This window comes from Clostridium sp. FP2, assembly GCF_011065955.2.
Taxonomy (GTDB): Bacteria; Bacillota; Clostridia; order Clostridiales; family Clostridiaceae; genus Clostridium_AD; species Clostridium_AD tagluense.
Genome location: NZ_JAAMNI020000001.1, coordinates 3,020,168 through 3,035,128 on the forward strand (window position 1 = coordinate 3,020,168; position 14,961 = coordinate 3,035,128).

The 14,961-nt window shown below is 30.8% G+C and carries 16 protein-coding genes; 3 read left to right on the forward strand and 13 right to left on the reverse strand.

The window, feature by feature from the left end; translation table 11 throughout:
• Positions 1–24 precede the first annotated feature (24 nt).
• Positions 25–294 carry a hypothetical protein gene (locus tag G9F71_RS14535; protein ID WP_164943498.1) on the reverse strand — a complete coding sequence of 90 codons (270 nt, stop codon included), beginning with the start codon at positions 292–294 and terminating at the stop codon, positions 25–27.
• A gap of 66 nt (positions 295–360) precedes the next feature.
• Between G9F71_RS14535 and G9F71_RS14540 the strand changes: the two genes are divergently transcribed.
• On the forward strand, positions 361–705 hold the full coding sequence (locus G9F71_RS14540; protein ID WP_164949808.1) for a hypothetical protein: 345 nt from the start codon (positions 361–363) through the stop codon (positions 703–705).
• A 533-nt stretch (positions 706–1,238) separates the two neighbouring features.
• Here the strand turns inward: G9F71_RS14540 and G9F71_RS14545 are convergent.
• The 4 genes from G9F71_RS14545 to G9F71_RS14560 are packed head-to-tail and all read right to left on the reverse strand — an operon-like array spanning position 1,239 to position 4,654.
• Positions 1,239–2,375: a trans-sulfuration enzyme family protein gene (locus tag G9F71_RS14545; RefSeq protein WP_164949809.1), complete on the reverse strand. Its 1,137-nt coding sequence runs from the start codon at positions 2,373–2,375 to the stop codon at positions 1,239–1,241.
• Between the two features lie 28 nt (positions 2,376–2,403).
• A complete protein-coding gene (locus G9F71_RS14550) occupies positions 2,404–3,147 on the reverse strand; it encodes an amino acid ABC transporter ATP-binding protein (protein WP_164949810.1) in 744 nt (247 codons plus the stop codon).
• Positions 3,148–3,160: 13 nt separating this feature from the next.
• Positions 3,161–3,844, reverse strand: a complete 684-nt coding sequence (locus G9F71_RS14555) for an amino acid ABC transporter permease (protein WP_164949811.1) — start codon at positions 3,842–3,844, stop codon at positions 3,161–3,163.
• 12 nt (positions 3,845–3,856) lie between these two features.
• Entirely contained in the window at positions 3,857–4,654 is a 798-nt protein-coding gene (locus G9F71_RS14560) for an amino acid ABC transporter substrate-binding protein (RefSeq protein ID WP_164949812.1), read from the reverse strand.
• A gap of 162 nt (positions 4,655–4,816) precedes the next feature.
• Here G9F71_RS14560 and G9F71_RS14565 point away from each other — a divergent pair, with 162 nt between their 5' ends.
• Complete coding sequence (locus G9F71_RS14565; RefSeq protein WP_224626422.1) at positions 4,817–5,674, forward strand: class I SAM-dependent methyltransferase; 858 nt, start codon at positions 4,817–4,819, stop codon at positions 5,672–5,674.
• 125 nt (positions 5,675–5,799) lie between these two features.
• On the opposite strand, the gene G9F71_RS14570 is transcribed toward G9F71_RS14565, so the two are convergent.
• From G9F71_RS14570 to gcvT, 7 genes are all read right to left on the reverse strand, one after another.
• Entirely contained in the window at positions 5,800–6,054 is a 255-nt protein-coding gene (locus tag G9F71_RS14570; RefSeq protein ID WP_125001584.1) for a hypothetical protein, read from the reverse strand.
• A gap of 257 nt (positions 6,055–6,311) precedes the next feature.
• On the reverse strand, positions 6,312–7,304 hold the full coding sequence (locus tag G9F71_RS14575) for a lipoate--protein ligase (protein WP_164949814.1): 993 nt from the start codon (positions 7,302–7,304) through the stop codon (positions 6,312–6,314).
• A 37-nt stretch (positions 7,305–7,341) separates the two neighbouring features.
• Complete coding sequence (lpdA, locus tag G9F71_RS14580; protein ID WP_164949815.1) at positions 7,342–8,721, reverse strand: dihydrolipoyl dehydrogenase; 1,380 nt, start codon at positions 8,719–8,721, stop codon at positions 7,342–7,344.
• Positions 8,722–8,912: 191 nt separating this feature from the next.
• On the reverse strand, positions 8,913–10,367 hold the full coding sequence (gene gcvPB / locus G9F71_RS14585; RefSeq protein ID WP_164949816.1) for an aminomethyl-transferring glycine dehydrogenase subunit GcvPB: 1,455 nt from the start codon (positions 10,365–10,367) through the stop codon (positions 8,913–8,915).
• A complete protein-coding gene (gcvPA, locus tag G9F71_RS14590; protein ID WP_164949817.1) occupies positions 10,367–11,707 on the reverse strand; it encodes an aminomethyl-transferring glycine dehydrogenase subunit GcvPA in 1,341 nt (446 codons plus the stop codon). Before gcvPA ends, gcvPB begins: the two co-directional genes overlap by 1 nt.
• A 1-nt stretch (position 11,708) precedes the next feature.
• Positions 11,709–12,104, reverse strand: a complete 396-nt coding sequence (gene gcvH, locus G9F71_RS14595) for a glycine cleavage system protein GcvH (RefSeq protein ID WP_164949818.1) — start codon at positions 12,102–12,104, stop codon at positions 11,709–11,711.
• Between the two features lie 12 nt (positions 12,105–12,116).
• Positions 12,117–13,223, reverse strand: a complete 1,107-nt coding sequence (gene gcvT / locus G9F71_RS14600) for a glycine cleavage system aminomethyltransferase GcvT (RefSeq protein ID WP_164949908.1) — start codon at positions 13,221–13,223, stop codon at positions 12,117–12,119.
• Between the two features lie 363 nt (positions 13,224–13,586).
• Here gcvT and G9F71_RS14605 point away from each other — a divergent pair, with 363 nt between their 5' ends.
• Positions 13,587–14,435, forward strand: coding sequence for a polysaccharide deacetylase family protein (locus G9F71_RS14605; RefSeq protein ID WP_164949819.1), 849 nt, complete (start codon positions 13,587–13,589; stop codon positions 14,433–14,435).
• Between the two features lie 82 nt (positions 14,436–14,517).
• On the opposite strand, the gene G9F71_RS14610 is transcribed toward G9F71_RS14605, so the two are convergent.
• Positions 14,518–14,880: an HsmA family protein gene (locus tag G9F71_RS14610; RefSeq protein ID WP_164949820.1), complete on the reverse strand. Its 363-nt coding sequence runs from the start codon at positions 14,878–14,880 to the stop codon at positions 14,518–14,520.
• Positions 14,881–14,961: the final 81 nt, after the last annotated feature.

Genomic DNA, 14,961 nt, shown 5'->3' on the forward strand with positions numbered 1-14,961 from the left:
ACCCCCTATTTTATTGCATACAAATCAATTTGCAAATAGTTTATTTTTTAATTTTGTTATTTCTTCTTCACTTAACTTAGAGTATTTTTTGATTTTTTCAATTGCTTCTCCATCTAACAGCATTTCTGTTGCTATTACTATTCTTCCCTCTTCTCTTCCTTCCTCTTTGTAGTGCAATTTTCTAATTTCATCTATTGTCATTTTAAATGCACCTCTTGCCTTTTTATATTCTTCATATTTCTTTTCTAACACAGGATTTTTTTTTAAAAGCTTCAATAAAAATAGACTAACCATAATTTACTTTTCATTTTTTATTTTTTTTATTATAATATATTCTATAACCTAATATGGAGGAATTAAATGAAGAAACGTAAGAATAAAAAGAAAAAATCTCATGTAGATAATGAATTTGATTTTGGAGTACGTGAATTTACATGCATTAAATGTGGACATGAATTTCAAGTTTCCTGGAGAGAAATATTTGACCTTCAGGAAATGACCCACGGATTTGTGGGTGATTTCTTGAATAATGAATACATTGCTTGCCCTATGTGTTATGAAAATGCTAATGATGAATATTGTGATAATTGTACACATACTTTTCATGACATAGATAACCATAAAGATAATGAAAACAATATTTCATCTAAAAATCTTTATAATGACTGTATTTTAGAACTTGACAATGATAGTATACCATTTTAAATATTTGAAACTTTAGAAAAATAACCACCCTAGGGTCGTATGATTGTAAAATTTAGAAGCATATGCAGACAGATTTTGCTTGCTAATACTTATTTTCAAATAGCTTGCTATCTAGGCGTACATAACTTGCAATAATAAAATCACAACTACTGAATAGAAGAGGTCATAAATGAATGTACCTCATGTGCCAGTGGCTAATTTTTTGAGGAAGATATGAAGAAAAAAAGAGCTTCTTCTTTAATTATTATCTAATATTATTATACATCAATTACTTATAATCATCAAAGAAATCCATAAAATCACTTATTCATTTTAATTTCAAAAAATAACCTACTTATATTTTTCACACTAGAACGTAGTGGGATTTCTTATTGCTAGCAATTGTTCCATTTTTGACATAAATTAAGGCTACTAATTAATTTAGTAGCCTTAATCTTTATATTTTTTTGTGGTTATCCTCTATAGTTTTATAGTTGACTTAAATACTATGTCCCCATCAAGTACGTTTTTGATTTCATTAAAAATTGTTAAATTTATATTTCTAATGCCTTTATTAAATCCTCTGTTATATCATCAACATTTTCAACCCCAACTGATAATCTTATTAAATTATCAGTTATGCCAATTTCTTGTCTCATTTCAGAAGGAATTGCAGCATGTGTCATAGTGGCAGGATGGCAAATTAATGACTCCACGCCTCCTAAGCTTTCTCCAAAAGTTATTAACTCTAAATTTTCTAAGAATTTTTTATAATCATACCCTTCTTTAAGAAGGAAAGAAATAATACCACCATAGCCTTTAGCTTGCTTTGATTGTATTTTGTAGCCTGGGTGATCAACGAACCCTGGATAATATACTTTTTCCACTTCTTTTCTATCTTTTAAAAGATTTGCAATAATGTTTGCGTTTGAGTTATGTCTATCCATTCTTAATGCTAGAGTTTTAATACCTCTTATCAATAAGAAGGAATCAAATGGAGACAAAACTCCCCCTGTTGAATTTTGTATAAAACCTATTTTTTCTGCTAACTCATTATTATTCACTATCACAAGACCAGCAATTAAATCACTATGTCCACCTAGATATTTTGTACCACTATGAATAACTATATCTGCACCAAGGGTGATTGGCTTTTGTAGGTAGGGTGTCATAAACGTATTGTCTACAATGGTAATCAAATTGTTTTTCTTTGCTATTTTTGCAACCTCTTCAATATCTGTAATACCCATCAATGGGTTAGTTGGGGTTTCTATAAAAATAGCCTTTACACTGTCATCAATATTATTTTTTAGTTCTTCTATGTTTGATGAATTAAATACACTGTAATTTATACCAAAGTTATTAAAATATTTGTCTAAAACCCTAAAGGTTCCACCATAAATATTGTTTGATATAAGAATCTTATCTCCTGTTTTAAACTGAGATAGTACCGCAGTTGTAGCCGCCATTCCTGAAGCAAAGGCAAAACCTGCATAGCCTTCCTCAAGCTCTGCAATAAGTTTTTCGAGAGCTGCCCTTGTAGGATTTCCTGATCTTGAATACTCATAAGTATTATCAGCATCAAATTTGCCTTTTTTAAAGGTAGATGTTTGGTAGATAGGTACATTTACTGCCCCAGTACTAGCATCCCCATCTATTCCACCATGTATTAATAATGATTCAAATTTCATATTTTTTTCCTCCTCAATAATCTATTATCTAATCTGAAACTAAATTTAAGAATTGTTTTATTCGTGCATTATTTGTTTCACTTAATATTTGCTTCGGTGTGCCTTTATCAATAATAAGTCCATTATCCATAAATATTATATTATCACCTACTTCTCTTGCAAAACTCATATTATGAGTAACAACTACCATTGTCATCCCTTCAAGAGATAGCTCCTTCATAACTTTAAGTACCTCCGCTGCAAGTTCGGGGTCCAGTGCAGAGGTTGGTTCGTCAAATAGCAACACTAATGGTTCTATAGCCATAGCGCGTGCTATAGCAACTCTCTGCTGTTGTCCTCCTGAAAGCTCATGAGGATAACTATCGCATTTTTCTAAAAGACCAACCTTTTCGAGTAGACTAAGAGCCTTATCATGAGCTACTTTTTTAGATTGCTTAAGCACAGTTACAAGACCCTCCATAATATTTTCTACCACTGTCATATGGGGAAATAAATGAAAACCTTGAAATACCATTCCTGTGTTCTTTCTCAAAGTTAATATTTCTTTCTCAGTTGGCTTTTTATTTTCACCAAATGTAAGTTCATTGTCACCAATTCTTATGGTTCCACTGCTTGGCATTTCTAACAAATTTATACACCTAAGAAGAGTTGTTTTACCTGAACCTGAAGGGCCTATTACAATTGTTGTTTCACCTCTTACAATTTTTAAATCTATACCTTTTAAAATTTCAATATTTCCAAAACTCTTGTGTAAATTTTGTATATTAATCATGAATTTCCTCCAATTACCTAGCCACATATCTTTCAAGCTTTTTCTCTATCTTCTTTTGAGCTGTGGATAGTATAGTACAAAATAATAGGTATATAAATGCTGCTTCACAGTACAATACAAGTGGTTCATATGTTGCTGCAGTTATTCTTTGAGCAATCTGAAACATTTCAGTTAAAGTAATTGCAGCAGCCAGGGATGTATCTTTTACAAGACTTATAAAGGAGTTTGAAAGCGGCGGTACAGATACCCTAGCTGCCTGTGGCAAAATTATACGAATCAAGCTTTGCGTATGTGTCATACCAATGGAAGATGCTGCTTCCCACTGTCCCTTAGGTATAGATAAAATAGCTGCTCTAATTACTTCTGAATTATAAGCCCCCACATTTAATGTAAAACCTATAATTGCTGCAGTTAGTGGTCCCATTGTTATACCAGCCATTGGTAATCCGTAAAATACTATAAATAGCTGTACAAGAAGTGGTGTACCCCTTATTATCCAAACATAAAAACTTGATATTAAAACTAATGATTTATATTTTGATATACGTGCAAGAGCTGTTGCCATAGCCAAAATTGAACCAAGTATGAAAGAAATTATTGCCAGTGGAATAGTAAACTTCACGCCTGCTATTAATAAAGGAAAGAAAGAATCTTTAATTATGTTTAATATTCTTATTGTTTCTACATCAAAATTCATATTATCACCATCTTATTTTGATACATCCGTGCCAAACCACTTGTTTGATATTTTTGAATAAGTACCATCTGATTTCATATCAGCAAGTGCTTTATTAGTTGCATCTACTAATTCTTTATTTCCCTTATTAAACATAATTGCACTTGGCTGTGCATTTCCTTCTTCATCAACAACTTTTATAGCAAGCTCTGGCTTTTGCTTTTTAATATCAAGGTAAGATAAGCTATCATTAACTGTGGCATCTACTCTTTTAGAAACTAGAAGGTCAATTGATTGATTAAAACTATCAACTGGCTGAAGTAGCGCGCCATTCGCTTCTGCAATTTTAGCTAAGTTACTAGTTAAGGATTGAGCAGATTTCTTGCCCTTCAAATCGGCAAACTTTTTAATAGTATTATCAGCACTATTTACTATAAGTACTGCTTTTGAAACTATATAGGGATTTGAAAAATCATATTTCAATTGTCTATCAGGTTTAATTCCAACTTGATTCACTACCATGTCAAATCTCTTTGCAGCTAGCCCAGCAACCATACCATCCCACTTTGTTTCCACAAATTCTGGTTTTACTCCGATACGCTTAGATACTTCCTCTGCAATTTCAACATCAAAGCCAGTTAACTTTCCTGTCTTATCATGGAATGTATATGGTGCATAGGTGCCTTCAGTACCAATCCGAATTTTGCCTTCGCTCTTTATTTTTGATAATAGATCTTTTGATCCAGTATTTTTATTGCTGCTTGTCCCACATCCTACAAGTCCTACCGATGCTATTAATAGTGTACTAATTAATATAGATAATTTTTTCATTTGAGTTCCTCCTAGTATTCCTACCGATTTAGTAAGGTATTGTTTATATAATACCACAGGTCTTCTTTTGTTGTCAATGTAGATTTTATAAAATCATTTTCATTTTTATTAGTTCATGGTATATTATTTATATAAATGTTAACTACAGAGGGAGGATTCTCAGTGCAAAAGGATTTTACTAGTATAAATAATTCAGAATATATAAATAGCTATAACTTAAATGATGATAAAAAAGCAACTAGAGATATAAATGAAGAATCATGGAATAAGGAGGCTTATGATGCTTGGGTTCAGAGATTTGGAAAGCCTAGTGAAGCAATCAAAAGAATTAGCAAGGAACCAATAATAACTCTCCCTATACTATATGATAAATTTGGTAATGTAAAAGGCAAAAAAATTATGAATTTAATGGGTTCTAATGGAAATAAGGCTGTAGCATTAGCATTACTCGGGGCAGATGTCACTGTAGTTGATTTTTCAGAAGGAAATAAACGTTATGCCATGGAACTAGCCAGTGAAGCAGGAGTAAAAATAGAATATATTTTAGCTGATGTGCTTAGTCTATCTGAAAAAGAGCTTACCGGTGATTATGATATAGTATTTGCAGAAATGGGTATATTACACTATTTTACGGATTTAAAACCTTTTATAAATGTAATCTATAAGCTTTTAGGTAATAAAGGCTTGCTTGTAATTAGAGATTTTCATCCAGTCTCCACTAAACTAATTACATCAAAGGGTACAACAGCTAAAATCCGTAAACATAAGGTTACAGGAGATTATTTTGATAATTCACTAGAAGAAAAAAATGTATCTTATTCAAAATATTTAACTAATGATGGAGAACCTAAAAAAGTACTGCTCCGTGAATGGAATCTTGGGGAGATAGTTACTGCTGTTGCCAAAGAGGGATTAGTTATTAAAAGTTTAGATGAAGAAGCAAATTTATCTTGTGAGGCTTTTGACAAGGGTATCCCAAAGACTTTTACTTTAGTAGCAGAAAAGAATACTAATATATAAGAAGGTTGATTTAGCTTTGTTTTAAGGAATATTATTAAATTTCTAAAGGACTATGGAATATAGGATTAACGCCTTAATTTCATAGCCCTTATTTGTATATATTTATCTATATTTTTATAGATTTTTTAACTTTTCTCTACACTCTCAATATACTCAGTATTATCCAATTCTTCTAGTGCATCTTCTATTGAGATATCGTCTATGATTCTTCCAGTAAGAATTAGGCCTCTTTTTATATCTTCATCCCACTGAAAATCAGTCATCACGGCATCAATACCTAAATTTTCAGCCATGTCTTTTGCACTAATAGTATCACGCTTATAATTATCAAGTCCATCTTCTGTGATTGTAACTTCATAAATTGTATTTTTCATTGACATTATCTATTCCTCCCTAAAACATAATATAGTAATTTTAATCTACTATATATAATGTTCTACAAAAATTTAAAAATATCCCTGTATTTTGGTTTTTAGGAGCTCGAAAAAGATCATAAACGCCCACTGAAGTTTTCTTTTTGCTATAGTATGTGACCTCCACTTATAGAAGTAGGAGACTTTCCTTCTGAAATGTCGTTAAAATCCAGGATAAAACCACTTCGTTGGCAATAAGAATGTCCTGAACTCCTTAATTTATTTTACATAGATTCAACAAAAAATAAACTTAAAAGCTCTTGTTTAGTTACATTTCCAAAATATTTTTTCATATTAATTTTATCTAATACACTATCAATATCCTGTGTATTATGTTTTTTATCTATAAGAGCTTTTTCAATATCTTCAATGCTTTCCTCACCAAAGAAATCACCAAAAATTCTCACCTGTTTCATTACACCTTTTTCTACATCGATACTTAACTCTATAGCTCCACAGGAAAATTTCTTCTCATTATAGAAATTATATTTTGGAGATTCTCCAAAGTTCCACTGCCAGGTTTCATATTTAGTTTTAACCATATTCTCAACCTCTACAATTTCCTGCTTATTTAAAGTAGTTATAGTCTTATCTTGCTGCGTCTTGGTTATATATTCGAATATTTTGTCCTTAAAATTAGTAACATTAAGAGGTTCCTTTAGATATTCATTTATATTTGTAATTCTGCTAGCTACAGATTTAACTGCCTTATCTGAAAACTTAAGAGGCTTTGAAATCAAAGCATCACTTAAATTAACTATGTCAGAAGAAAATAATAAAGTACCATGATGCATTACTCTGTTTTTATACTTGCATTGAGCATTTCCTGAGAATTTTTTACCTTCTATTAAAAGGTCATTTCTTCCAGAAAACTCTGCTTTTATACCTAATTCCTTTAACACACCTATTATTGGAATAACAAAGGTTTCAAAATCATTAAACTTTTTTCCATCATCTTGAACTATAAATGTAAAGTTTAAATTTCCAAGATCATGAAAAACAGCCCCACCGCCACTTTGTCTTCTTACTACTTTTATACTATGTTTTTTAATATATTCTTCATTAATTTCTGATAGTGTATTTTGATTTTTTCCAACTACAATGCAAGGTTCATTTCTCCAAAGCACAAAATACTCATCATTCTTTTGTCTTAATAAATACTCCTCTAAAGCTAAATTAAAATAAGGGTTTGTACAATCATTATCTAAATAGATCATTTTTTTCTCCTTTTATTTTCATATGTCTAAGTATTTATTATTTGTTTATACTGTGTATAGCTTCTTTGTTTAATCCTAAAACTGCTTCATGCAATGCCTCTCCCAAAGTAGGATGACTATGAACTACTTCTTTCAAGTCTGAAACCCTCATTCCCTTTTCTACCATTATAGTGCCCTCTAGTATTAAATCTGAAGCATGAGGGCCAAGAATGTGAACACCTAAGATTTTATTATTTTCATCACTTATAACTTTTACCAGACCTTCGCCTTCTCCCAGTGCTAAAGCTTTTCCGTTAGCACCAAATAAAAATTTATTCTTTTTATAACTTAGTCCACTATTTTTTGCTTCTTCCTCCGTAATTCCTACAACCGCTATTTCAGGGAAAGTAAAAATACAATAAGGAATCACTGATTTATGACAAGTTTTATTTAATATTATACCTTCTGCCGTTACCACTCCTTGATGAGAGGCAGCATGAGCAAGAAGTGAAATGCCATTTACATCACCTATAGCATATACTCCTTTTAAAGAAGTTTCATAATTCTCATCAACCTTTATCCCTTTTTTATAAATCTCTATTCCTAATTTTTCTACATTGATACCTTCATAATTGGGATTTCTTCCTTTTGCAAGGAGTACTTGTTCTCCTTTTACTTCAAATTCACCTTTTTTGCCTTGGCATTTTATAATAACTTCCTCTTCACCGCTAAAACTCATTACTTTAGCGTTCGTAAGAATTTCTATTCCAGCTTTTTTTGCCATAACAACATATCTCTTTGAAATATCTCTATCTATATCATACAGTATAGAATCTCTTGCAACTATAACAGTTACTTTACTTCCCATAGCATTAAAGATGCTGGCAAATTCCATACCAATTACTCCACCACCTATAATTACTAGAGATTTTGGTATATGATCAAAATCTAAAAGCTCAGTACTGGTTATAATTTTTTTATTATTTACTCCTTCAATGAAGGGAATTTCAGATTTAGAACCTGTAGCTATAATTATGTTTTTAGCTTCAATAGTCATTTCTTCATCTTTTGTAGATACTACTACAGTATTTTTATCAACTAAGGAGGCCTCGCCCTTTATAAACTCTATGTTATTTCCTTTTAAGAGAGTTTCTATACCAGTTACTAAGGTTTTTATAATGCTTTTTTTTCTTTCTTGAATTTTATTTACATCTATTTCAGGATTGGATACACTAATACCAAAATCTTCAATGTGACTTAAATTATTTAAAAGTTCTGCTGTTCTATATATAGTTTTAGTTGGAATACAACCACGGTTAAGGCATGTACCACCTAAGCTTTCTTTTTCTATAAGACATACTTTGGCTCCTAATTGAGCAGCTCTAATGGCTGCTACATACCCACCCGGACCTCCACCTATTACAATTATATCTTTCATAGATCTGCCTCCTACTTTAAATATACTTTATTATAATAACTATTCAGATATAAGACACATTCAAATAACAATTGGTATGTAAGTATTTCTGACTTGCTATTTATATTCATGTATCTAAGATATAACCCCAGTATTTTGCATCACAAAACGCTGAGGTTATAAATTAATTAACTAAACAGTTACCTACATAATTATTTACTCCACTTTAATATTGGTGTTCTAGCTGCTTTAACTTGATCTAATCGTCTTACTGGTGCCGCGTGTGGTGCTTCATGTAAAACTTCTGGATTTTCTTTAGCTTCTAAAGCTATTTTTTTCATAATTTCAACAAACTCATTGATAGATTCTAAACTTTCACTTTCAGTTGGTTCTATCATAAGAGCATTTTCAACTATTAAAGGAAAATATACTGTTGGTGGATGAACCCCATAATCCATTAATCTTTTAGCTACATCCAAAGTTGATATATGATTTGGATTATCTTTTAATCCAGCAAAAATAATTTCATGCTTACATATATCTTCTATAGCCACATTATAATGATCTTTTAATGCTTCCTTTATATAGTTGGCATTTAGCACTGCAATCTCTGACGCAGCTTTTAATCCTTCTTTACCCATACTTAGTATGTAGGTATGAGCTCTAACTAATACACCAAAATTACCATAAAAGCTTCTAACTTTTCCAATGGATTCAGGTCTATCATAATCAAATACAAATTTTCCTTGTTCCTTTTTTATAATTGGAACTGGAAGGAACTGCGATATTCTCTTACAAACGCCTACAGGACCAGCTCCTGGTCCACCACCACCATGTGGTGTCGAAAAGGTCTTATGAAGATTTAAATGACACACATCAAAGCCCATATCCCCAGGACGTGCCTTTCCCATAATAGCATTTAAATTTGCTCCATCATAATATAAAAGGCCCCCTGCTTCATGAACTAACTTACTTATGCTCTCTATGTCTTTTTCAAACAAACCTAAAGTATTAGGATTAGTGAGCATAAGCCCTGCAACTTCATCGCTTAAAACTTTTTTAAGTTCTTCTATTGAGACTAAACCATCTTTATCAGATTTGATTTCAACTACATCAAATCCTGCACATTTAGCACTGGCTGGATTTGTTCCATGAGCCGAATCTGGAACTATTATTTTTGTTCGTTTAAAATCTTTTCTACTTTCATGATATGCCTTTATTAATAGAAGTCCTGTAAGTTCTCCATGTGCTCCTGCTGCAGGCTGCAAGGTAAAATCATCCATACCTGTAATTTCAGATAGTTCTAAAGAAAGATCATGCATAAGTTCTAAAGCACCTTGTACATCTTCTGCAGCTTCTTTAGGATGAATCTTACTAAAACCAGGAAAAGCAGCAATATCCTCATTTATTTTAGGGTTATATTTCATAGTACATGAACCTAATGGATAGAAACCTTTCTCCAAATAATAATTTTTATTAGAAAGAGCGGTGTAATGTCTAACCACCTCAACTTCACTTACCTCAGGAAGAAAAGCCTCATTTTCTCTTAACATATTTTTAGGTATAACCGAGTCTATATTTATATCCTCTACATCTAACACTGGAAGTTTATACCCTATTTTACCCTCACATGATAGTTCAAAGATAACTTTATCATAATTTTTCATTATATCTCCCCCATCACTTTAACTAACTCATCAATTTCTTCTTTTGATCTTTTTTCTGTTACACATAAAAGCACTGAATCCTTATACTGAGGGTAATCTTTTTCTAAAATATATCCACCTAAAATATCATTCTCTAATAGATTTTTATTTAGTTCATATGCAGAGGAATTTGATACAACTGCAAATTCCTTGAAAAACGGTTTATTAAATAGTGGTTTATATTTTCCACTGTCCATTAACTTTTTAAAAGCATAATGAGATTTCTTAATGCATTGGTTCCCTATCTCTTTTATACCTTCTTTCCCAAGAGTTGACATATAAACAGCAGCACCAATAGCCATTAATGTTTGATCTGAACATATATTAGAGGTAGCTTTTTCCCTTCTTATGTGTTGTTCTCTTGCTTGCAGAGTTAGTACATAGCCTTTATTACCATGCCCATCATCCGTTTCGCCAACTATCCTCCCAGGCATTTTCCTCATAAGCTTTGTAGTCGTATTAAGAAAACCGAAACCTGGCCCACCAAAACTCATATTACCACCAAGACTTTGACCATCACCTACAGCTATATCTGCCCCTAATTCCCTAGGACTTTTTAAAACACCTAAAGATAATGGGTCTACACTCATTATAAATAGTGACTTGTTTGTATGAATCATTTTTTCTAAGTCTTCTACTTCTTCTATAATTCCAAAGAAATTTGGACTTTGTACAATAACAGCTGCTATATCTTTACTTAATTCTGATTTCACTTTTTCTATATCTGTAACTCCATCTTTCTCATCAATTTCTATTAAATTATATCCTTTATATTTTAGATAAGTCTTTAAAACTTGTCTTGTATCTGGATGTACAGTTTTAGAAACTATTATAGTATTTCGTTTTGTATTTTCTAAAGCCATTACAGAAGCTTCTACTGCTGCCGTAGCACCATCATACATAGAAGAATTAGATACATCCATACCCGTTAAGTTACAAATCATAGTTTGATATTCAAAAATTGATTGCAAAGTACCTTGGCTAATTTCTGGTTGATATGGCGTGTAGGCTGTATAAAATTCAGTTCTTCCAATTAAATGTTTTACAATTGAAGGAATATAGTGATCATATATACCTGCACCTAAAAAGCAAACTAAATCCTCTGTAGATTTATTCTTTTTTGCCAAACTAGTCATGATTTTCTCAACTTCTAATTCTGATAATCCCTTAGGAATATTTAATTCTCTATTTAATTTTAAATTATCTGGGATATCTTTAAATAAATCATCTATGGATTTTGTACAAACAAAATCAAGCATTTCATTTTTTTCTTTTTCTGTAATAGGAATATAGGGAGACATATTATTCCTCCTTTTCACTTAGTTCATTACATAATTCTTCATATTCTTTAGCTTTTAGTAAATCTTTTAATTCATCTTTATTAGATAATTCTATACTAATCATCCAAGCACCATAAGCATTTTCATTTATTAAAACTGGGCTATCAGATAGTGCTTCATTTATTTCTAAAACCTTTCCACTAGCAGGCATAAAAATATCTTCAGCAGCTTTAACAGATTCAATTGTTGAAAAAGCATCACCTTTAGAAATTTCATCATCCTCTGATGGCAAATCTACAAAAACTATATCCCCTAATAATTTTTGTGCATAATCTGTAATTCCTATATAAGCTTTGTCCTCATCCACTCTTATCCATTCATGGTTTTTTGTGTATAATAAATTTTCTAATACTAACATAACTATTCCTCCTTATTGTTGAGTTTTTTTACTATAAAATTTTTTATTTACAACTATAGCTTTTAATTCTTTATTTCTAACTTTTATATAAATTTCAGTTCCGAGAGCTGCATATTTACCTTCGATTAAAGCAAATCCTATAGTTTTATTTAAAGTAGGCGACATATATCCAGTGGTAACATGTCCTATTTCTTTACCATCTTTAACTACTGTATAGCCATGTCTTCCTATTCCTTTATCTAACAATTCAAAACCTACCAATTTTCTAGTTACACCATTTTCCTTTTGTTTTAACAAAGCATCTCTACCAACAAAGTCTTCGGTATTAAGTTTAACAAAATAACCAAAGCCCATTTCTAATGGAGTGATATTTGCATCCATTTCATTTCCATATAACGGAAGAGTTGCTTCAAATCTTAAAGTATCACGAGCCCCAAGTCCAATAGGTTCAACCCCTTGTGCTTGTCCAACTCTAAGTATTTCTTCCCACAAAAATGCTGCATCCTGAGGTGTGGTATATATTTCAAAACCGTCCTCACCAGTATACCCTGTTCTTGATACCATAACTTTTTTACCACATATTTCTATATCATTTTTAAATTTGAAAAATTTTATTTCAGATAAATCAACTGATGTTAATTTTTGTAATACATCTTCAGCTTTTGGGCCTTGAAGTGCCAATTGAGCAACTTTTTCTGAAATATCTTCAATGTTAACTTCAAATTTATTCTTATTATCTAATATCCATTGTAAATCTTTATCTTTATTGCTAGCGTTTACCACTAAATAGTAAAAATCTTCAGAAAATTTATAAGCTAATAAATCATCTACAACACCGCCACTTGGATAACACATAAAGCTATAAATAACTTCTCCACTGGTAAGCGTTTTCACATCATTGGTTAAAAGATAGTTAACAAAGTTTTCAGCATCTTTTCCTTTTACAAGTATTTCTCCCATGTGGGAAACATCAAATAGCCCTGCTCTTTGTCTTACAGTTTCATGCTCATGCAAAATCCCCTTAAACTGCATTGGCATTTCATACCCACAAAATTCTACAACTTTTCCACCACTTTTTTCATATTCTCCTCTTAAAGGAGTGACTTTAAAATTATTCATATTCAATTAACTCCCTCCTAATTTACAAAATACTCTTTACAATTGTATTATAAATCTATTGCGGTTTTTTGTAAAGATTTATGATAAAAAATATAATATTGTAAGAAGTTACAATATATATCTGACTTTCAATAACTATTATATGTTAACTTAAATCTCATTAGTACAAACATGAGATTTAAAAATGGTGTTATTGAACAAACTAAAATATTAATAATTTAATAAGCTATATTTTAAGGAACATAATTAGAGGTTAGAGAATATATTGACTTTATCAATATTTAAAATGCATATTATTTAATCTTATTACTTACGGGGGCGGTCATTATAAAAAAAAATATAATTACAATATTTTCCATCACTATGCTAATCATATTAAGTTTAATATTATATAGTTCAAAAGTGAAAATAAAAACCCTTAAAACTTCACTTAGTTATGAAATTAACACAAATAAACAATTAGAAATTAGCACCAAGATTCTTAAATTATCAATAATTGAGTTACAAACAAATGTAAATGATTTGAATAAAACTATTAATACGTTAGTAGTAGGTACTAAGCCTATAGCTAATACCCTTAAGACAGGTGAAAAAGAAGTCTACCTTACATTCGATGACGGTCCTTCTGAGAACACTTCCAAAGTGCTGGAAATTTTAAAGGATAATGATGTAAATGCAACATTTTTCGTTAACGGACACCCTGGATATGAGGACATATACAAACAAATTATAAATCAAGGAAATGTTATAGGTAATCATACTTATTCACATGATTACAAAACAGCATATTCATCTATATCTAACTATAATCAAGATGTAAATAAATTGAATTCTTTTTTGGAAGGTATTGGTATTACTAGGCCTACACTTATGAGGTTTCCTGGTGGGTCAAATAATACAATAAGTAATAACTATGGTGGCAAAGATATTATGAACAAATTAACTAAAGAAGAAATAAAAAAAGGCTACCAATATATTGACTGGAATGTTTCTTCGGGAGATGCAGAAAAAATGACAGAAAGTAAAGATATTATTATAGATAATGTTATGAGAGGGTCTAAGGGGATGAAATCTATTGTAATTTTATTCCACGATTCAAACCCAAAAACAACTACCGCCCAGGCTTTGCCTATAATAATTAAAAACTTAAAAGAGCGAGGATATGTGTTTAAGACTTTGTCAATCAACAGTCCTATTATTCACTTTAAATAAAACTTATTGTTTAGATATTGTATTTACTTCGATTTATATTCATTAAGCGTTACAAAAAAGAGTCATTTAACACTCAATAGTTTTACATGTGCATAAGCATTCCTAAAATATAAGAAACCATCCAGACAATCCATGAAAATAAACTAAATTTATAGAATTTAGCTAATAAATTGTTATGGTTTTTACTTAATATAAAAATAGCCCCAATTGCATTAATTAGCATTAGTAATAAAGCAATATACCCTAAAATACCATGTAACCCAGCTGGCAACTTATTTCCACCAAGCTTATACATTATAAAAGTACCAGATACATCAAAAATAAAACCTATACAAAACATAATAGCATGCCAAGGAAGCAATGTCTTTCGTCTGTATTCATTTAAGATAGAAATTGTATAAATAATCAATGCTAAACTCACTAAAATTATTGAAAAAACTAGCATTTTCCACTCCCCCTAAAAAATTTTATAGAATGTTACCTCATTCCAACTTAATAGTACCATAGATATAGTATTAAAGGAAAG